Source organism: Segatella copri (genome assembly GCF_019249655.2).
Lineage (GTDB): Bacteria > Bacteroidota > Bacteroidia > Bacteroidales > Bacteroidaceae > Prevotella.
Window position 1 is genome coordinate 1,311,795 of sequence record NZ_CP137557.1, and the last position, 21,012, is coordinate 1,332,806.

21 protein-coding genes are annotated in these 21,012 nt (G+C 37.5%); all 21 read left to right on the forward strand.

Features of this window, described 5'->3' with window-relative positions; all coding sequences use genetic code 11:
• The first annotated feature begins 248 nt into the window (after positions 1-248).
• The 21 genes from KUA49_RS04870 (at position 249) to KUA49_RS04970 (ending at position 21,007) form a co-directional block, all read left to right on the forward strand.
• Positions 249-593, forward strand: a complete 345-nt coding sequence (locus KUA49_RS04870) for a hypothetical protein (protein ID WP_218413609.1) — start codon at positions 249-251, stop codon at positions 591-593.
• 2 nt (positions 594-595) lie between these two features.
• Complete coding sequence (tnpB, locus tag KUA49_RS04875) at positions 596-928, forward strand: IS66 family insertion sequence element accessory protein TnpB (protein ID WP_218413610.1); 333 nt, start codon at positions 596-598, stop codon at positions 926-928.
• Complete coding sequence (locus KUA49_RS04880; RefSeq protein WP_203041573.1) at positions 925-1,260, forward strand: hypothetical protein; 336 nt, start codon at positions 925-927, stop codon at positions 1,258-1,260. The genes tnpB and KUA49_RS04880 overlap by 4 nt, the downstream gene beginning before the upstream one ends.
• Before the next feature lie 64 nt (positions 1,261-1,324).
• Positions 1,325-3,232, forward strand: coding sequence for an IS66 family transposase (tnpC, locus tag KUA49_RS04885; RefSeq protein WP_318331659.1), 1,908 nt, complete (start codon positions 1,325-1,327; stop codon positions 3,230-3,232).
• 112 nt (positions 3,233-3,344) lie between these two features.
• A complete protein-coding gene (locus KUA49_RS04890) occupies positions 3,345-3,593 on the forward strand; it encodes a hypothetical protein (RefSeq protein WP_218413187.1) in 249 nt (82 codons plus the stop codon).
• Positions 3,590-5,584: an ATP-binding protein gene (locus KUA49_RS04895; protein ID WP_218413188.1), complete on the forward strand. Its 1,995-nt coding sequence runs from the start codon at positions 3,590-3,592 to the stop codon at positions 5,582-5,584. The genes KUA49_RS04890 and KUA49_RS04895 overlap by 4 nt, the downstream gene beginning before the upstream one ends.
• Before the next feature lie 58 nt (positions 5,585-5,642).
• Entirely contained in the window at positions 5,643-7,760 is a 2,118-nt protein-coding gene (locus tag KUA49_RS04900; protein WP_218413189.1) for an NACHT domain-containing protein, read from the forward strand.
• A 2-nt stretch (positions 7,761-7,762) separates the two neighbouring features.
• Positions 7,763-8,734: a hypothetical protein gene (locus KUA49_RS04905; RefSeq protein ID WP_218413190.1), complete on the forward strand. Its 972-nt coding sequence runs from the start codon at positions 7,763-7,765 to the stop codon at positions 8,732-8,734.
• Between the two features lie 678 nt (positions 8,735-9,412).
• Positions 9,413-10,321: a glucose-1-phosphate thymidylyltransferase RfbA gene (gene rfbA / locus KUA49_RS04910; RefSeq protein ID WP_218413191.1), complete on the forward strand. Its 909-nt coding sequence runs from the start codon at positions 9,413-9,415 to the stop codon at positions 10,319-10,321.
• Between the two features lie 98 nt (positions 10,322-10,419).
• Positions 10,420-11,007, forward strand: coding sequence for a dTDP-4-dehydrorhamnose 3,5-epimerase (gene rfbC / locus KUA49_RS04915; RefSeq protein WP_218413192.1), 588 nt, complete (start codon positions 10,420-10,422; stop codon positions 11,005-11,007).
• 7 nt (positions 11,008-11,014) lie between these two features.
• Positions 11,015-11,353, forward strand: a complete 339-nt coding sequence (locus KUA49_RS04920; protein WP_218413193.1) for a hypothetical protein — start codon at positions 11,015-11,017, stop codon at positions 11,351-11,353.
• A 205-nt stretch (positions 11,354-11,558) separates the two neighbouring features.
• On the forward strand, positions 11,559-12,383 hold the full coding sequence (locus KUA49_RS04925; RefSeq protein ID WP_218413194.1) for a hypothetical protein: 825 nt from the start codon (positions 11,559-11,561) through the stop codon (positions 12,381-12,383).
• A 2-nt stretch (positions 12,384-12,385) separates the two neighbouring features.
• Positions 12,386-14,146: a DUF262 domain-containing protein gene (locus tag KUA49_RS04930; RefSeq protein ID WP_218413195.1), complete on the forward strand. Its 1,761-nt coding sequence runs from the start codon at positions 12,386-12,388 to the stop codon at positions 14,144-14,146.
• A 17-nt stretch (positions 14,147-14,163) separates the two neighbouring features.
• A complete protein-coding gene (locus tag KUA49_RS04935) occupies positions 14,164-14,874 on the forward strand; it encodes a hypothetical protein (protein ID WP_218413196.1) in 711 nt (236 codons plus the stop codon).
• 9 nt (positions 14,875-14,883) lie between these two features.
• A complete protein-coding gene (locus KUA49_RS04940) occupies positions 14,884-15,882 on the forward strand; it encodes a ComEC/Rec2 family competence protein (RefSeq protein WP_218413197.1) in 999 nt (332 codons plus the stop codon).
• Between the two features lie 41 nt (positions 15,883-15,923).
• Complete coding sequence (locus KUA49_RS04945) at positions 15,924-16,193, forward strand: hypothetical protein (protein ID WP_218413198.1); 270 nt, start codon at positions 15,924-15,926, stop codon at positions 16,191-16,193.
• 376 nt (positions 16,194-16,569) lie between these two features.
• On the forward strand, positions 16,570-16,836 hold the full coding sequence (locus KUA49_RS04950) for a hypothetical protein (RefSeq protein WP_218413199.1): 267 nt from the start codon (positions 16,570-16,572) through the stop codon (positions 16,834-16,836).
• Between the two features lie 204 nt (positions 16,837-17,040).
• Positions 17,041-17,766: an IspD/TarI family cytidylyltransferase gene (locus tag KUA49_RS04955; protein WP_218413200.1), complete on the forward strand. Its 726-nt coding sequence runs from the start codon at positions 17,041-17,043 to the stop codon at positions 17,764-17,766.
• Complete coding sequence (locus tag KUA49_RS04960) at positions 17,754-18,746, forward strand: NAD-dependent epimerase/dehydratase family protein (RefSeq protein WP_218413201.1); 993 nt, start codon at positions 17,754-17,756, stop codon at positions 18,744-18,746. The genes KUA49_RS04955 and KUA49_RS04960 overlap by 13 nt, the downstream gene beginning before the upstream one ends.
• Before the next feature lie 2 nt (positions 18,747-18,748).
• Positions 18,749-19,567, forward strand: coding sequence for an acyltransferase (locus KUA49_RS04965; RefSeq protein WP_218413202.1), 819 nt, complete (start codon positions 18,749-18,751; stop codon positions 19,565-19,567).
• Positions 19,568-19,570: 3 nt separating this feature from the next.
• Complete coding sequence (locus KUA49_RS04970) at positions 19,571-21,007, forward strand: lipopolysaccharide biosynthesis protein (RefSeq protein ID WP_218413203.1); 1,437 nt, start codon at positions 19,571-19,573, stop codon at positions 21,005-21,007.
• Positions 21,008-21,012 lie beyond the last annotated feature (5 nt).

The following is a 21,012-nucleotide window of genomic DNA, read 5'->3' on the forward strand; positions in this document are numbered from 1 at the left end:
TATCCCCAGTAAACACTGGGGATGGAGTCGTATTGCCATAGGGGTTGGATGCTTACTTTAAGCATTACGAAAATAGTCAGCAACGCCCTAAATATATGGTGAGTGATTTGTTGATTCAGAGCAGAGGATACGAACCTAATTATTTGGCAGTAGAAATGAAAAAGAAAGGAAAGTAAATCACCGTTAACCCGTATGGCGGTACCTATATAATATATTACCTTTGCATCCGTAATCAAAACAGTTTGATAATGGAAACAAGGGAATATTTCGAAAAAGTGATGCAGGACTACAACCAAAACCGTAAAGGTCGTAGCTTGCGCAAGTATTGTAAGGATGAGGCAGTGGATTATGACTGGCTCATTGAGTTTAAGAAATCATATCGTTCAAATAAGCTTCAACCAGATGAAAACAAGAAGCTAGGCGAAGGTGAGTTTATCGCTTTGACAGTTGAGGAGAATTTTGTTCCCGAGCAACAAACTCCTGCAGGTTGGCAAGTTGAGAGACTGATTTTGAAGTCTCCGACTGGTGATGAGATGGAAATCAAGTGTACTAACCTGTTTGCAGTTGCAGAACTGCTGCATAAAATGTCATAGCCATGCTGAACTTCACTTCTCGAACAACTTATTATTTGAGTTCCACACCCACTGATATGCGCAATGGTCGTGAGGGGTTGGCAGGAATCATCCGTGAAAAAATGCAGCATGATCCTTATAGTTATGATGAAGCCTTCATCTTCTATTCCAAGGATTACCGCAAGGTTAAAATATTACATTATGATATCAATGGTTTTGTCTTATACCAGAAGTGGTTTGATGATGGTAAGTTTCTCAAGCCTCGCTTCTTGGAGGCAGCTCGCTGTCATAAGATAAACCGTGAGACATTGATACTGTTGCTATCAACATCTGTACAAACGGAAATCATATTATGAATACTGATATTAAGAGTTTGATACCATCCATGCATGCAGAACTGAAGCGTATGCAATCTCGTGTTGCAGAGCTTCAAGTCTCATTACAGCAAGGTTCATCTGATGAAAAGGCGATTCGAGAGGAAATTTCTCGAATGAATCTGCGTCAGGTTGAAATCATGGATGCGATGGTAGAGATACAAGAGTATATTTTGGGCAAGCAGGAAGCACTGCTTGCTCTATTGAGAGAGCGCAAATCTCTTCTGACAGCAAAAGAAGCTTTGGAAAAGAAAAACAAGGAATACGAGGAAAAGTTGTTTTTGAAATCTTATAAGCTTCTGAAAAACAAGTAGTTATATAACTTTTCTTAACAAGAAATAGTTGTATATGTCGCAGAAATTTAGTATCTTTGTACACATGATAAATAACAAGAGTAATATAGAGATGCAGCTTGCTACGTATAAGTCAATGTTGACTAAAGCTAGCAATGACCTTGCCAAGTCCAAACAGCTTGTTGGCTTGCTCAAACAGCAGATTGAGCAAGGTGATACAGAGTTGTCGGAGGAACTTGACAAGGCAAACGAGCGTATCTCTATGTTAAGCGAAGATTTATCAGATGCAAATGCTCGTATCTATGTGTTGGAGGTGGCTTTGACCCAAGCGGAATCTGATAACTCGGAATTACGAGCAGAGGTATCTCGACTTCATTCCAAGGCAGATGATTATGAAAAGGCAAATGCCTTGTTGGATATAGCAGACAAGGCTCAGGTTGATTATAAAACTATCATCGAGGTTCTCCTTCATAGGAAGTTTGCTCATAACTCAGATATGACCAATCTCTTGAATGGTGTGTTGGATACATCCGACGCAGAGGTCAATGAGATGGGGCTTGATGGATTGAAAAAGAAAATCAGTGATGCTGCTGACGAGGCGTTGGATGAAAAGCATAAGGATGAAGAGTCTAAGGCATCTTCAGCTCCAGAGCAACCAGCTGTAAAACTGCCCAAGAAAACAGAAAAAGAAAAGCAGGAATCAGATAGTCAACTCCCTCGCAAGCGTTATACAACAACTGCTAGAGTCTTGAAGTCCTTCGGCATAGATAAATCTGATCTTCCTGAGAATGCAAAGGTTATCATACGTAAGGGTAAGAAGGACATGTGGGTAGTCCGTCTGTTCTTCTATCAGAAACAAGAGGTTTATTGTAAGGAATACAAGATAGCACGCTTTAATGTACCTGGCTCTGATCCTCAGAGCAGCAAGTATCCTCAGAGTATCATCAAGGGTAATCCTTTGATGCCATCCTTCTGTAGGTTCTATCTGGAGTCGAAGTTCGCTTATCATCTCTCCGAAAACCGCTTGTTGGATATGTTGTCACAGATGGGTATGAAGGTAGCTCAGTCAACCCTGAACGGTTGGATGCAGCAAATCATGACTTATCTTCGTGAACGCCTGGGACCTGTGATGCTTGAGCGTATCCGTCAGTGTGTCTATACCCAGAATGACGAGTCAAGAATCGTGGTTCGCAGTCGTGAGAGTAAGGAAGACAAGTTTAAGTACAATGTGGAGTACATCCATGCTGCCCTCTCCATGGAAGCCAAGCTTTGTGTGATGGAATATAAGGAGGGTAGCCGTAGTCACAGTGTGCAGGAAGATGCCATCTTCAAGGACTCTTGTATAAGGGTGTTTACTGCAGACAGAGCAGTCTTGTATGAGACAATTGAGAAGGATTTGGAGGAAATGGGACTGGTGCGTACAGCTTGCTGGTTCCATGCCCGCCATCGCTTCGTGGATGCTTATATCTCTGACCATCGAGTGCGTGTAATCATCTTGATGATGAACTACCTCTTCCAGATAGAGCGAGAGTCGAAGATACGCAAACATACTGCAAAGCAGCGACGCCGATTTAGACTTAAGTACAGTGCATCGATCGTTGGCAAGTTGATGAAGTTGTTGAAGAAGATCAAGCTTGATTCTTCTTATGGTGCAATGGTTCAGCGAGCAGTCAACTATGTACTTGATGACGAGAAGGCCTTCAAGGTGTTCTTGCAGGATGGTCGTGTCGAGATGCATAACAATGCGGTCGAACGAATGTTCCGCCACTTGGCTATGGGTAGGCGAAACTGGATGCATACCGGTAGCCATTTAGGTGCGGAAAACATAGCTTTTATGTTCTCACTTTTTGAGAGCTGCAAGTTGAATGACATTAATTTTGGCGATTATATAGAAGATATACTCACCCGACTTATGGAGGGGGAGCAAGACTTCATGTCCCTAATCCCATGTAATTATAACTCGAACAAAAAGGTGAATGTCAAGGCTGCCTAATTGGCAGCTCTGGCAATACCAATTAATAATATGCTTTTTTTGAAAAATTGTTGGATGTGCTAACTGCTGAAAATCAGTAGTTACGTTCTAACGGTGATTTACGAAAGGAAAGATGAAAAATGCCAAAAATGATAGAGAGTGTTTAATATCTTTGGTTCAGCCAAGTTCGCTCAGCAATCGCACAGATTGCGTTCATGATACGCTGCTCGGTGCTTTTATAGTTGTTGGTGAGAATGGCATTGATATGGAGATATATCGCTATTTATGGAAAGATGGCAAGGTTGAAATGGCAGGATATCTTGGTGTTTGTATGCAAGGTCAATTGTATATAACTTTAGTTAATAAAACTGTTATACTATGAAAACTAATGAGGTAATTTTAACGTCCAAGAGTATTCAGCATATTCTGAAAGGATATAATCCAGAAAAGGCAATTTCAGAATATATTTGGAACGGATTTGATGCTAATGCAACAGAGGTGGACATCAATATAAAGTATGCCAACGAAAAGTTTGGATTGGCAGATTCTATAGAGATAGTTGATAATGGTGATGGCATCTGCTATGAGGAGTTGGCTGATAAATTTAAGGTGTTTTATGATTCGGCAAAGCGAAAAGGTAAAAAGGAAAAAACGGATTTGGTTCATGGTAAAAATGGATATGGACGTTTGACATTCTTTAAATTTGCAAGATTTGCGTCTTGGAATACAAGATACAAGTTAGCTGATTCTATCTATGAATACAGAATAGATGTGAATAGTGAAGACTTAAAACACTATCAAGCTTCTGATAAACAGTTAGCTGTTGGTGATGTATCAGGTACAGTAGTTTCTTTCAAAGATATTAATGCTGATATTACATCTGGGTATGTGAAAGAAAAGCTCGTTCCTTATCTGAAAACTCGATTTGCTTGGTTTCTAGAAGTCAAGAAGGAAGCAAAAATTCAGATTAATGGAGAACTATTAGATTATAAATCTGTTATAGCGGAGAGAGAGGATGTCAAATTCGATGTATATGATATCGAGCACACTAGGCATACTTTCCATGGTGTTTACATTAATTGGAACAAAAAGTCGGCTGATGAATATTCAAAATTCTACTTTCTAAATAAAGAGTATAAGGTAAAATATCGGAAAACGACTAAACTGAATAATAAAGGAGATAACTTTTATCATAGTTTGATTTTGGTTGATGACTTCTTTGATGAGATTACAAAAACAGAAATGAGTGAAGAAGAAACGGAAACTAGAAGTTTGTTTGATTCTGACAAAAATCGTACTATTTTTAAAAGCTTGGAAAAACAGTTGAATGATTTTTTGGCAGAAAAGCGTCGTCCGTTCTTAAAAAAACAGGCAAATTCTGTTATTGATAGTTTTGAAAAAGAAAAGGTCATGCCTGATTTTGGTTCAAATCCATGGGATTTGAAGAAGAAAGAAACATTTGTAGATTTTGTCAAGGGCTTATATGAAGTACGACCAGCTGTTTTTATGAAATTGAATACAGATCAAAAGCGTATATTCTTAGAGTTACTCAATTTGGTTATGGACACTAATGAACAAGACAGTTTGTTTAAAATTCTTGATTCAGTGGTAGAACTAAGCTCCGATGATAGAAAAGAATTTGCAAAAATCTTAGAAACAACTCGTTTAAAGCGAGTTATATCTACAATTAATTTGATAAAAGATAGAATTTTGGTTGTAGAGGATTTGAAGAAAGTCCTTTTTGACCATTCTTTGAAAGCTGGTGAAGTTAAGCATTTGCAGAAAATTCTTGTAGATCATTATTGGATTTTCGGTGAAGAATATAATTTAGTGTGTTCCGAAGAAGTAAAATTTACGCAGGCTTTAGAGAAGTATAGATACGAGCTTTTGGGAGTAACAGAAAAAGAATATATCAATCATCCAGATAAGTATAAAGAAATGGACTTATTTTTGACTGGACAGGATTCGCAGTATGGTACTCCTCATAATTTGGTAGTAGAGATAAAAAGTCCTACTTACATAAAGCAATTGACATATAAAGAGTTTGGACAGATACAAACGTATGGTGATGTAATCCTTAAGACAGATGCGTTTAATGATCATCGAGAAAGATGGACATTTATATTGATAGGGCAGGATGTAGATTCAAATCTTCGAGATTCTGTAATAAAGGATCCTTTGTCGGGCTGGGCTTATACAAAAGCAAATGCGTCGTTCTATATCAAAACATGGAGTCAGGTTATTAATGACGTGGAGTTCCGACACAAGTATCTTTTAGACAAACTCTTGATAGAAAGGCAAAAACTTTCTTCGTCTGAAACGTTAGAGGAGATGATGGAAGAAATGCATAAAAGTAATGCTGCAATCAAGTAAAGTAGCATATACTTAAGGAACTTATGGAAGTAGAACTCTTGAAGTAATATAAATTATTATGGATAAGAATGAAGTAAAGAAAATATTCGATTTATATGAATATCATTTATTAAAGGAAGAAGAGGATTATATGGTTTATGCCGTAGGTCGCAATCTTTATCCTGGTGTCGAAATTGTTTGCTTTAATAATGTTGATACAGCCCGAATTGATAAACTTACGGAAGAATTCAGAAGTTTGAATTATTCAGTTCGTGTGTGTAAGGAGGCGGAAGTCGAAAACATAGAAGATTATCTTTTTGATTGGTTCTTTCAAGTAAAGCAAGCTAATGCTCAGATTAAAAATCGATACAAAGAATATACATCTGCTGTTATGCATGCTTATGGATTAGACCAAGAACAATTAGCAGCTGCTAAGTATGAATATGTAAGATGCCCATATACAGTAGAGCGTAATTATACGAGCAAAGCATATACAAGCGGTGTGCCTATAATAAACTCTTTGCGAAGTGAATTGGATTCGAAAGGTGCAAGATTAGTAATTGTAGAAGCTCCAGCAGGTTATGGAAAAACATCAACAGCAATGGAATTGCTTAATAGTTATTCTGATGTAACATCAAAAGTGCGTCCGTTCTATATGGAACTTTATAAGGATCGTCAAGCTCCAACTTTTTATTATTTGTTGATATCACAAATTAATAAGACCTTTAATGTGCTGCTTGGTGATACTATCGTGATGCACAATATCAAAGAAGGAAGAATTCCTTTGATTATAGATGGATTTGACGAGCTTCTGAATGAGGATTTGGACCACGGAAATTCTAAGTCCGAAAAGAATAAGGGAAAAACCATGTTGGAAACAATAGCTGAACTTTTGGAAGGGAATGCCAAGATTATTTTGACTACCAGAAAAACAGCCATTCTTTCTGGTCCCGAGTTTTATGACTGGTATGAGCAAAAGACATCAAGTAAGCAAGATGTGGACATAGTTCGATATAAATTGGAGCAACCAAGAATAGAGGATTGGCTGAGTGAAGCTAAAATGCGTCTTTTGCCTTCTAATATTCATGATTTGTCTAATCCTGTAATATTAGGATATCTACATTTTCTTAGTGACGTTGAATATAAAGCAGAGGCACATTCTGATTCGCTAGTGCAAAATTATGTAACAAAACTTCTTACTCGAGAAATTGAACGCCAGCAACTCCCTTTCTCGGATATTAATGAGCAGCAGCTTATTTATGAGCGTTTGGCATCAGCTTTTGCATATAACAATATAAATTCCGATTCAAGAAAGAACGTTAAGAATGCTATACTGTTGTTATCTTCTGATATTTTGGAAAAATATGCTACGCCAAGCAAAGATACAGATAATATAGCAAACAGCTTAACAAATCATGCTTTGCTTGATAGAAAGGGTGATAATAATATTGGTTTCATTAATGATTTTATTTTGGGGCTATTTTTGGGTTATTCTCTTATAGATGTTAAGCATGATGAACTTCCTGGTTATTATAAAGATATGTCCTTGCAGTTTCTTGAAAAAGTAATTGAAGCTATGGCTGCTTGTGATGAGGAAAAAAGAGAATACACGTGTATGCAATTGGAGGATATGTGTAGTAAAATGACACCTGATTTGAGATTGTTTTCGGAAATTAAATTACTGCATAAACCAAAGTCTAATTTTAAAGAGACATATTTGGAAAGCAAAATTTTGATGAATACATGTTTTGATGCGCCCTCAAGTTTTGTTAGATGTAATTTCGTAAATATTAATTTTGAGGAAGGAAAAGTCAATTTTGATGTTTTTGACGACTGTATGTTTATTGGTTGCAAGTTCAATCAAGTTGATATTGTTGGTAAAACTGAAGGGGTGGATTTCTTTGAATGTGTAAAAGACGGTTCTGGATTCGATCCAAATTTTCATGAAGTTATTGAAACTATCGACAAGGGAAACCAACAAATTCCTATGGAATTGGAAATCTTAAGGCAGTATATTCCGAAGGGGGCAAAAGGGAGAAAGATGCAAATCATATCACGATTAAAGAATGAGTTTGTTGATGGGAAATCATTTAAGAAGGTTTTCTGTTCATTAGTGACTCGTGGTTATATTTTGACAGATGGTGATAAGTCTCATATATCTGATTCTGGTTTAGATTTCCTTAATAAAAATGTATAGTCATGGAAACAATTAAAGAAAATATAGAAGGAAGAATCATACCATTATTGGAAAAAGCAGGCATGTATTATCGTGTCTTCTCACGAGTAAAATCCAAAGAGTCTATTCAGAAGAAACTGGATATTAAAGCTAATGCTTATAGAAGAAGCGGTAGAAAGATGCAAGATATCATTGGTATTCGTGTGATTTTTTATTTTCAAGAGGATGTGTCTATTTTTTATGAAAAGCTGAAGACAATGGAAGGTTATGATTCTACGAATGAATCAAATTCTTCAAAGGAACTCAAAGAACTGACTGATATTATAGAGTCTTTTGATGGCGGTGACCCTCAACATGAAAAATTGAAGAGACTGTTGCCTTTTCATGATAAAGTTTTTATGCCGGAAAGATTGAATTTGGTAATGAGAATGAACCATCGAGAGCAAGAGAGATTGAAAGATGCTTTGAGTGAGTATGGAGATAATGCGAGTCTTATTGATGCAACTTATGAGGTACAGTTGAGAACTGTTTTATCTGAAGGTTGGCATGAAATTGAACATGATTTGCGATATAAAACCAAAGATGAAACTTGGTGGGACTTTTGCAAGGATGAGTCGAGAATGTTGAATGGTATATATGCATCGCTTGAAACTAATGAAAGAGCATTATCCCAGATGATTCATGAGTTAACATATAAAAACTACAAAAATAAATCATGGGATGCAATGATTAGATTTCATCTTTGTAAGCGTATGAGCGAAGAAAAGCTTCCAAATGAGCTTTGTGAGATTTTAGATAATGATGAAAGGCTTGCTAAAGAAATTTTGCATGTTACTAGGAAGGAATTTACTAATTGGTTGTGGTCAATGACAGTAAAACCCCCATTGTCAACAAAGTTTGCTCTATTTTTGATAAATAGGAAGATGTTGAATGACGAGCGAATAACTTCTTTGGAAGATAATGCTGTAAAAGTGATATTGGGGGGCATGCCGTAAAAAATGGTAAATGCTTTAATCATTGCATCTTTTTTTTAAAATATTATACAAATGGAAGTGATAAAAATAAATATTGATGGCGTGCTCTTTATAGAGCTACGCCTCTTCAAAGACTCTCGTGGTTATGCCTTTAATTATGAGTAAATTATAATTAAAAATTAGTTTATAACTTCTGTAAATTACCATTAGCCCGTATGGCGGTACCTATATATATATTACCTTTGCATCCGTAATCAAAACAGTTTGATAATGGAAACAAGGGAATATTTCTAAAAAGTGATGTAGGACTACAAACAAAATTGTAAAGGTTGTAGCTTGCGCAAGTATTGTAAGGATTGGGAAGTGGATTATGATTGGCTCATTGAGTTTAAACATAAGTTGACGCAACTGCAGACATATAATCAAATCGAATTTTTAGATTGCTCAATGCAGGTATGATCAAGGCGGTCCCATCCCGCATAATCTGGCGAGACCTTTGATGGTCCGCCAACCTTAGAGCGTAGTGGTTCCGAGCACCGGAGGGCGGTTACATCCCCGCTTCCTGAGGAAGAGGGGCTTGGGGAGAAGGTGGAGCTCTCCTTGCAGGAGAGACGGAGAGGTAGAAAAAATCCTTCCTTAATGGTAAAGAAGGACGGGATGATTTTCGAAACATGTTATTGATCAATAAATAATAATGATATGAAAGGAATCGTATTAGCAGGTGGTAGCGGAACCCGCTTGTACCCCATCACAAAGGGTATCAGCAAGCAGCTGATACCAATCTTCGACAAGCCGATGATATATTACCCAATATCAGTATTGATGTTGGCAGGTATCCGTGAGATACTCATTATTTCAACACCATTTGATTTACCAGCTTTCAAGCGCCTCTTAGGCGATGGAAGTCAGTTAGGTGTGAAGTTTGAGTATGCAGAACAGCCATCACCAGATGGCTTAGCCCAAGCCTTCATTATCGGAGAGAAATTCATTGGTAATGATTCCGCTTGCCTCGTATTAGGCGATAATATCTTCTATGGTGCAGGATTAAATCAGATGCTGCATCAGGCAGTAGTAGATGCAGAGCAGAACAACAAGGCTACAGTCTTTGGCTATCGTGTAAGTGATCCGGAACGATATGGTGTAGCCGAGTTTGATGAGCAAGGCAATTGCCTGAGCATTGAAGAGAAGCCTGAAGATCCTAAGAGCAACTATGCAGTGGTTGGCTTATACTTCTATCCTAACAAGGTGGTGGAAGTAGCCAAGCATATCAAGCCATCCGCTCGTGGAGAGTTGGAAATCACCACCGTAAACCAGGAGTTCCTGAAGGATAAGCAGCTGAAGGTTCAGACCATGGCAAGAGGATTTGCTTGGCTTGATACCGGAACCCATGATTCTCTTTCTGAAGCATCCACATTTATTGAGGTCCTGGAGAAGCGCCAGGGCTTGAAGGTAGCTTGCTTGGAAGGAATCGCATACCGCCAGGGTTGGATTACCGCAGAACAGTTGAGAGAGAATGCTCAGCCTATGCTGAAGAATGACTATGGCAAGTATCTCCTTTCAATACTTGAAGAGAAAGATCAAACATTAAAAAAGAATTTGGAATTTTAAGCAGAAAATAATTATGGCAGGTGAAATGCCAGGGGCTTATTTTATAAGCTACTTTTCGGCTCTTGGTATGGAGCCTGCCTTTCTTAAAATATAAAACGATGAATATAATCAAAACAGAAATAGAAGGCGTTCTCATTATAGAGCCACGCCTCTTCCGCGACTCTCGTGGCTACTTCTTCGAGAGCTTCAGCGAGCGAGAGTTTGAAGAGAAGGTTGCCCCAATCCTGGGACACAGTGTTCACTTCTGCCAAGACAACGAATCTATGAGCAGCTATGGTGTGATGCGAGGCCTGCACTTCCAGCGCCCACCTTATACCCAGAGCAAGTTGGTACGTTGCGTAAAAGGAAGAGTGCTTGATGTAGCTGTAGATATCCGAAAAGGATCACCAACCTATGGTAAGCATGTTGCCGTAGAGTTAACAGAAGACAATCATGTCCAGTTCTTCATTCCAAAGGGCTTTGCCCATGGATTCGCTGTTCTTTCAGAAACAGCCGTCTTCCAGTACAAGTGTGATAACTTCTATCATCCTGAGGCAGATGGAGGCATCAGCATCCTCGATGACACCCTCGGTATCGATTGGAAAATCCCAACAGAACATGCCAATCTCTCAGAGAAAGATACGAAGCATGCGATGCTGAAGGACTTCGATTCACCTTTCGATATCAATGTAGATTTATACAAATAAGTTTCTTATGGCTGATAAAGAATTTTTAGAGCGAATGCTCTCGATGCTCCCAGAAGAGTTTCAAGACATTTACGATGATACGATTCCTGAGGCAAAGGAGATACGCAAGAAGATGGAAAAGAAGGTTTCTTCCGTAAAGTCCTATTCCTGTGCTATGCCGATGTTTGAAGACATTCGTAAGCTCAATTACAAAGGGCAAGCCAAGGTCTGCAAGACCTTTCATCAGTACATAAAGAAGAATCCTAATGTGGTATCCTTCTTTCTCGACCGTTTCGAGAAAACCTATTCTCGAATCAATATGAAAGACTTGGAAGACTCCATTGAATGGATAAGGCTATGCCGTTAATGATATGGACAACACCATTTCTGAGATTGACTATAACGACCCTATGACTTTCTTCGATATAGAGAAGCTGATGGGAAAGGTAATCAGTAAGGAACTGAAGAGTAATTCTCTAGAGTAAATTCTGTAAGCAGCTACTGATGACATATCCTCAGAAAATATGCCATTTGCGCAGTTTCAAAGATAATTCATTTATAAATATTTTCTTATGCATCTTCAAAAATGGATTGAACACTCTTATGCGGACTACTATACCATGTTCATCAATTCTTGGATACCATTTAATGCATGGTATCAAGAAACTTATTATGACGAGCAGACTTGTAAAACTGATAAACTAATGGTTGAACAAGTCAAAAACAATGATAATAAGTATAAGAACAAGCTGAAGAACCTGCTGGAAGGTAGAGGTATAGGAGAGGAAATTGCTGAATTTCGCTTTCATTTGTCCCAGCTTTACAGCCAACTTGAAAGTCATACGATTCCGAATGGAACAAACCGTTTGTCTTTTCATACAATTTGGGCTGTTGATTCAAATTTAGATAGTTATACATTATGTAATGGTACTTATTCTTACAAGATTCAAAAGATTGCAGGTGCTGCAAGAGGTGCAAAGCAATACAAAATAGAAGTAATCAACAGAAATAGCAGTGTAACAACAGATGTTATCGAATTATTTAAAAAAGATTTCAATGAGTTGGAGGCGAATGCCGGTTTTGTAGCACTGTCGACAGATACGAAGAAAGCCAAGGTTCGAGAATGTCTTTCACATATTCTACGACATAAGCCTGCAAATTTTGTAAAGCCTGCAACCGCCACAGGTCGAAAACCTGCGCACAGCATAGTTATAGATGAGCGCACTCCACTTTATCTTTCAGATGATATAAATTTGGATGCCCAAGCTATAATACAGTTGATATACCAATTGCGCTGCATCATATTTCATGGAGAATTGGAGCCAACTTTGGCTAATATGCCAATTTATGAACATCTGTACCACGTTCAGAAAATATTAATAAAAGAACTTGTTTGATTATGACACATATAGCTAATCATATTGAGGCTAAAGATAAACAACTTATTGACATCTTGACCAATAATCGTTTCAAGATAGATGTTTTTCAACGAGAGTATCGGTGGAAACGTAACCATATAGAAGCTCTTATAAGTGATTTGTATTCCAACTTTATGGTTAATTACCATGATGGAGCTTCTTTGGAAGATGTAGAGGGATTCGATTATTATTATATGGGACCTATCGTTTTGTGCCAAGAAGGTACTAATGGAATGTCTATTATTGATGGTCAGCAACGATTGACTTCTTTAAGTTTGTTGCTTATCTATATGAGCCATTTTCAAAGTCAATTAATGCTCCTAGAAGAAGAACAGCATGACTTCGCAGATTATCTTTACGTGAAAAAGGGAGGTAGAAAGTCGCTTGTTCTTGATGTCCCAACAAGAAATGAGGTTGTTGAACTTTTGATAGAAAAGGAAAAGACAGCCGATATATATGAGCAACTTCAACCTACGGATGAGTCTGTAGTCAACATTATTGATAGGTATGATGATATTGTCTCCCTTTTTCCTGAGGAATTAAAAGAGGTAAAAGTCTTTCCTTTATTTGCAGAATGGTTGTTGCATAATGTCACATTAGTAGAGATAAAGGCCTTTTCTTTAGATAATGCTTATATCATATTTGAGACCATGAATGACAGGGGAATGAGTTTGAACCCAACAGAAATAGTCAAGGCTTTTTTGTTGTCTAAGATGGAAAATGAGGAGCAGGCTGAGGAGATGAATAATGCTTGGAAGGATAGAATGATGGAAATCAAGGCAGTAGCTGGTGACGAGGGCGATATGATCTTTTTCCGAGCTTGGCTAAGAGCCAAGTATGCTACCACCAAGCGTTCAAAGACTGCAAATTCTGAAAATGAAGATTTTGAAAACATAGGAACGCAGTTCCACTCTTGGTTGAAAGGACATCTAAAGCAGTTGTATTTAAATAAACCGAAAGACTTTTATCTATTTGTCAAGTCAGACTTCGATTTCTTCTCAAAGCTATTCTTGACGATAGCAACTATGCGTCAGGATAAAGATTCTAATATAAACTTAGTCTCAAATTATTGTATTGCTGATTCTTTATATATCCCTTTACTAATGGCTTCTATATGTAAGGTGGATGAACCAGAAACGATAAAAGATAAGATTGAGCAAGTTAATTTGTTTGTAGATAGTTTTATTAATATACGAACGTTATCTGCTCGTTCTGTAACCCAGAGTACGATTCGTGACACCATATACGACTTGGTAAAAGAGATACGGAATCTATCAACAGAAGAACTGGTGGAAGTATTGAAAACAAAATATAAGCCTTTGGATGAGTTTTATGACAATATGGTTTTAGGCAATTATTCACCAGCCTATATGCATTATTTTTTGGCAAGGATCAAGTTCAATAATCAACCCGAACTCTCTTTTGAAAGTTTACTGCGTAGCAGAAAGCATGACTCGTATGTATTATATCAGATCATTCAAAATTCTGACTATGACAATAATGAGACAAGAGATTACATAAGTAATCAGAGTAATTTAGTTTCTGTGGCCAATTATTGCTTGGTTAGAAGATATGATTTGGAGTCATTGAATTCTTTGCCAAAAGTGAAGAGGATAAAGCTTCTAGAGGAGAAAGGTTATATAGAAAAGATCGATAAGTATATTGGAAATGATGACCTGTACTTTTGGAAACTACGCAACGATGACTTTATGAGTAAGATAAAAAGTATTTGGTTGGAATAAGTTAAAGTCTCTCTGTTATGAGAAAAATGAATGAATATGAACGCCATGCGTATTTGTATTCAGCATGGACAGCGTTGCTTGTACCATGGTTGGTTACAATATGGGTTACGTGGAGTAGTATATTACCGAGCAAGATAGATACAATCCATATGATACAGAAAACATTGGGAATTGTTGCATCTAGCGCAGTGGTGTATGCTGCTCTAGGATTTTATATCCGAGAGTTATTTCGCAGTACCTCGAAAATGATATTTCAATTTCCGATGTTTAAGGAGGATGAGACAAGAATGCCAACTACAGAGCTTTTGTTGTGGAAGAATAAGTTGCTTTCACGTTCTCAGATAGAACAAGTCCACCATAAGCTGCAAGCACAATATGGTTATTTGATGCTAGATGAACAGCAAGAGTATGCTGATGAACTGGAAGCGAGAAGAAACATAGTTGGGGCTGTTGGTATAATGAAAGAGGCAACGCGAGGAAACAAAATGTTACTTCAATGTAACTATAGATATGGCTATCAAAGAAATCTGCTAGGTGGACTTGTGTGGTCTTTTATGATAGTATTGCTTTTGCTAATTGCCAGTTATGTTTATAATTTGAAGTATATGGCTGGTTGTTGGCTAGCTTTGATATTAGTTCTCATTCAAGGAGTTGTTGCTTTCTTTTTTATGAAGTATGCTGCAAGAAATTATGCAAGGACTTTAATAATAACTTTTATTTCTAAATAAGAGGTGCTTATGGAATATTATGTACATATTTTGAGTGTAGGCGATGCTGATGCAATTGTGATAAACTACCTGGATGATAATACTCGATGGTGGACAATTGTTATAGATGCGGGTAACGTAGGAGATGGAGAAGAAGTCAAGCGCTACATAAAACATATAGAGAATGGCTGTTTCATTATTGATTATGCTGTATGTACTCATCCTGACAAAGATCATAAGGGCGGATTTTTTGACTTATATAATGATGCGACTGTTGTAATATCAAATTTTGTTTTTGCAAATCCAGAGAGTATCCTTTCTTGTGATTGGCGCAGATTGAATTACCAAACAGGACTACTTGCTCAAAAAGGCAAAGAGACTTATAATCATCCAACAGACAGTAGTAAAAATCTGATAGATATCATTCGAAGAAGTAACTCTCAGATTTATCAGTGGTCTTATAATATGGATTTTGTTGGCGTTCCTTTGAAAATTGTTGGTCCTGAGGATCATTTTTTGCAAGATTCCATTTATGAGATGGCTTTGGACTTTGCTGAAATAACAGACGAGGCAGATGCTGAATTATATAATGAAGATGAGATTCTGACAGATAAAGAGGTAAAAAGTGTCATGGATACAGAGAAAGAAACTTCTGCAACCAATAAGGCTAGTTTAATATTGCTGTTTCATCCAGGAAACCAAAAGTTCCTTTTGGCTGGTGATGCTTGTGCTAAAAGTTTGCATGATGTTGTTGATAATCTAGGTGATGAAGTTAAATACGGCATATTAAAAGTCCCTCATCATGGCAGTAAGCACAATCTTACTACAGATGTGATAGATTTATTGGCTCCGACTAGCGCTACAATCAGTTGTAAGGGAAGTAAGAAACATCCTAATAGTGGAGTTGTTTATTGGCTCAGTAAATATTGTAATGTATATTCTACTGCGAAATCCGGAACTTTAACATATCAAAGTATGCCTGTTAAACATCCGGCAGAACCCCTTAAAAAGAAGCAGAGCATACAGTAAATAAGATTACTTACGAGCTTTATAATTGAAGAGGAAGCGTTATGATAGCAAAAGAATATTGTATAGCCTTTTGTGATGGCTACTTCTACGCCCAATTAGGCGAGAAACTTACCAATGGTAAAGTGACAGAACGTACACTGGACTTAGCTAAGGAAACGGCTCAGACATGTATGGAGCAACAGATTGCCTATTCTAGTTTTGATGAAAAGCAAAAGCAGTTGATGAAAGAAAACTTTCATGAATGGGCAGATACAGTGATGCAAGGTTTTAAAAAACGTTTGCGTGAGAGCGGCAGATTGATAGAATCTTGAAGATGCGCTAGCCGACAAACAATCGCAACTCTGTTGCGTAGGCACTCATCGGCAGCCCTTTAGGGCACAGGCTCCGCTGACGATACCAAAACTCTGGCGGCGCTATAGCAGAGCCAGCTACATCCTTTCCCTTAATAAGGGAAAGGCTTGGTTTAGGATTAAGGACCCTCCCGCAGGGGAGGGACAGGTGGGGCATTTATAGCACTGTAGGGCGGTTACATCCTCTCGACCCTGAGGGAAGAGAGGCTTGGCGAGAAAGGTGGAGCTCTCCTTGCAGGAGAGACGGAGAGGTAGAAAAAACTCCTTCTTTAATGGTAAAGAAGGACGGGATGATTTTGAACAAAGTAATGAAGGTTTCATAAAAATATAGATTCTTATGTTAGAAATCAAAGATTTAGCTTTATCTTACCTCGAGGGTTATATCCATGCGAAGGTAACAGAGCATTTGCTTCAAGGTAAAGTTCTCAGTTCTGATCTTGATAAAATCAAGGAGATAGCTGTAGAATGTATGAAAGACTATATTATTCAGTTGAATCTCACTGATGCTGATAAGGAGGAGTTGAAGCAAAATCATGAGCGGTGGGCAGATATGGCTTTGAAAGGTATAAAACTGCGATTATATGAATCCGGTAAGCTCAAATAAGTGCCGTCAAGTCATTCAACAGCATTAGTATGTTGAATCAGCTAAAGGATCATTTGATAGAGTTCTTTCATTTACCAGAGGTTGAGGATGATACAATTTAGGAGGATGATAGAAATGTGTTTATAGAATCAATAGAAAAAGTATTAGCAACATATTTAATAATCGTCCCTTTTAAAGGGACCCTAGTGAAAATATAGTATTATTATGAATATAGCATTATTAACAGCAGCGGGTTCTGGTTCTCGTATGGGACAGGATATTCCGAAACAATTTATGAATATTGATGATTGTCCTGTCATCATATACACTATGCAGGCTTTTCAGCATCATCCGCAAATAGATGCCATCGCCGTTATATGTTTGCAGGGTTGGGAAGTTGTATTGAAGGCTTATGCCAGCCAATATGGTATAACTAAACTTGAATACATTTTCCCAGGAGGTGATAGTAATTTCCATTCTATACGTAATGGATTGCTTGGCTTGCAAAAATGTGGTATTTCTGATGATGATATAATCGTTATCCAAGATGGCGTTAGACCTTTGGTATCAGAGGACATTATTTCAAGAAATATTGAGACTTGTAAGAAATATGGTTATGCTGTGACAGGCCTTTTATGTAAAGAGGTTATCATGGAATATCATGCAGATGAAAATAATCTCAGCTATTTGCCGATACCTCGTGAACGATTAGTAAGAACACAGACTCCACACACTTATAAATTGGGAACGATTCTGAAAGCTCAACAGACAGCAATTGACAATAAATTGGAAGATACAGCTGCATCATGTCAGTTGGTGGCCCAAATAGGTATCAATAACCAACATTTAGTTTTAGGTTCTGAGAAAAATGGACTGAAACTTACCAATGTAGAGGATATAGAGCTATTTAAAGCTCTAAAACATGTATCAAAAGCGCCATGGTTGAAATGATGAAGAACTACGATTATATACCATTCGAGAAACTCAATGGTAAGAACATTCTGATAACAGGTGCTTGTGGCTTGATAGGTAGTGCCATTATTGATTTCCTCATTGAAAACAATGTGGAATGCAATATTTATGCAATGGCCCGCAATCGAAACAATGCCCAAAAATGCTTTGCTAAGTATTTGGATAATCCTCTTTTACATATTGTTGAAGGAGATGTAAATGCTCCGATAAAAGAAAACATAGTTTTCCATTATATAATTAATGCAGCCAGTAATGCAAATCCTAATGCTTACGCTTTGGATCCAGTAGGAACCATGTGGACAAATATTAATGGTACCAAGAATCTTCTTGATTATGGTAGGGAGCATAGTTTGGAACGTTTTCTGTATGTTTCTTCTGGTGAAGTATATGGAAATGGTGATGTGGATAATTGGAAAGAATCGGATAGTGGATATGTGGATTGCATGACTTTGCGCTCTTGCTATCCAACTTCCAAACGTGCAGCTGAAACGTTATGTGTAGCTTATAGCCACCAATATAACATTGAGGCTGTTGTGGCTCGCCCATGTCATACGTTTGGGCCACATTTTACGGATAAAGATACTCGTGCTTATGCTCAGTTTGTTCGCAATGCCAGGAATCATGAGGATATTGTATTAAAAAGCAGAGGAGAACAATACCGTTCTTGGCTTTATGTGAAGGATTGCGCATCAGCGATATTGACAATTTTGTTGAAAGGTTTAAATGAAGAGGCTTATAATGTAGCTGATGTTAATTCGTGTGTCACGATTCGTGAATTGGCAGAGATGATAGCACATATAGGCGGAAGTAAGGTTGTCTTTGATTTGCCATCTGAAGTTGAAAGACAAGGATTCTCTGTAATTCGTAAGGCCGTGTTTGATACAAGCAAGCTTGAAGCCTTGGAATGGATTCCGCAATATAAACTGCAAGAAGCACTAGTTGAAACCATAAAAGGATAAGTATGTTAGGAAAAATCAAAAGAATCATAGACTTCTTTTCTACAGTCAATATGATCAAGACTGTTTATTTGAATTTTAAGGTCTTTCCTATAAGCATAGCTAAGGAACTTCCTGTCTATGTTGGAAAGAAAGTAGATATAAACGAAATTCATAAAGGGAGTATTGAATTTCAAAAGGGTGTGGAGATAAGGAAAGGAATGGTAAGTCTTGGCATTTGCCTACATCCTATGATTTCCAATAAAGGTCTTACAACCCTATTGCGTATTACCCAATATGGTAAGCTAATCTTGGGTGCTGACATTAAGATATATTCTGGGTGCTCAATCATTGTAACTTATGAGGGAGTGCTCAATATTGGCAACGACTTCTTGATGAACCAAAAGAGTAGACTGTATTGCGCAAATTCTGTCAATATTGAGAATCACGTTCGTATAGGATGGGAGACCCAAATATATGACTCTAATTTTCATTTTACCTACGATGGTGTTAATAATTTAATAGGCAATGCACTTGGCTCTGTACGTTTGGGAAACAATGTCTGGATAGGCAATCGTTGCACTATAGCCAAAGGGGCCTTGTTGCCAGACTATACCATAATCGGAAGCAATTCCCTCGTTTCAAAGAAACTTGAAAATGATTTCGAGGGAGGAATTTGGGTCGGTATGCCTGTCCGTTTGAAGAGAGAAGGATTTTATCGAATATTAGACAACAAAATACAAGCCGAACTATTTTCATATTTTCAGAAAGAAGGAGCGCATAAGAAATTTCGGAGTATTTCGCTTTCTGATGAGGATTTGAAAAAGTGCTTGAATCACATATAATTTATGTCACAAAATAACACAAAAAAGAAATCAGTCAAAGGAACCATTTGGAGTTTTGTAGACAACTTTATGACAATAGGTTGCTCTTTTGTCATAGGTGTTGTATTAGCAAGACTTCTTTCACCATCCGATTATGGTACAGTCGGAGTATTAAGTATATTTCTGTCACTTGCTAACGTCTTTGTAGATTGTGGATTTGGAACAGCAATCATCAGAAAAAAAGAAAGGACGCAAGAGGATATGTCAACCGCATTCTACTTTAATGTAGGATTAGGAGTATTTGTATATCTTGTATTGTTCCTTGTATCACCATTAGTGGCAGACTTTTTTAGGATGCCAATCTTGAAAATCTTGCTTAGGGTACTGGCTTTGTGCGTGTTCTTTAATTCTTTGTCAATAGTTCAAACAGCTCAGTTCACTGCGAACTTAAAGATAAAGACGATAGCTACAGTAAATGTTTGTACACAGATACCAATGGGACTTGTTGGTATTTATTTTGCCTACAAAGGATTTGGAGTATGGACTTTAGTTATTCAGCAAGTGGGAAGTTCGTTTTTTAAGACATTATTACTATGGGTACTTTCCAAATGGAGACCATCGTTAGTGTTTAACAAGGAGTCTTTTCATTACCTTTTCAATTTCGGTTGGAAATTGTTAAGTGCCAATTTGATAGGAGCGTTTTTCAATGAAATTTACTCTTTTTTCATAGGCCGTTTCTTGGGCGCAAGCAAGTTGGGCTTTTATTCGAAAGCGAATAATTTAGCCACGCAGCCAAGAAGTATCTTGACAAATGTCATTAACAGAGTGGTTCTTCCTATCATGGTGGAAACGCAAGGAGATACAGACAAGGTGCGTTCCGTTTATTCACGGCTCATTCAAATGGTTTGTTTTGTGGTTTTCCCAGTGTATTTTCTTTTGATAGCAGTCGCTCGGCCTTTAATTCTCATCCTTTGGACATCCAAGTGGGAGGCTACAATAACGTTATTCATGATTTGCTGCGCAGGTTTTTGTTGGGGACCAATAAGCCAATTGAACTTTAGTCTCCTTCAATTGTTGAATCGTACAGACTTGACCCTAAAGTTGGAGTTTTTCAAAAAGCCAATCTGTCTGATGTTGCTTTTATGCGGTGCTCCGTTTGGCTTAACAGGTGTAGTTGTCAGTTGTAGTGTTTATAACGTTGTAGCGGCTATTGTAAATATGTATCCTACCAAAAGTCTTCTTGACTATGGTTATTGGCTTCAATTTAAGGATATTTTGAAATATTTAGGTATTGCAGTATGCGCTTTTGGTGTTGCTTACATCAGCTGTTGCTTAATAGATAATAATATTTTATCATTATTGATAGGAACAATTGTGTATGCAGCTATTTATCTGCCTATTTGTTATGTGTGCAAGCTGGCTGCTTTTAATGATTTCAAAAACATTATTTTAAAGAAATGAGAAAA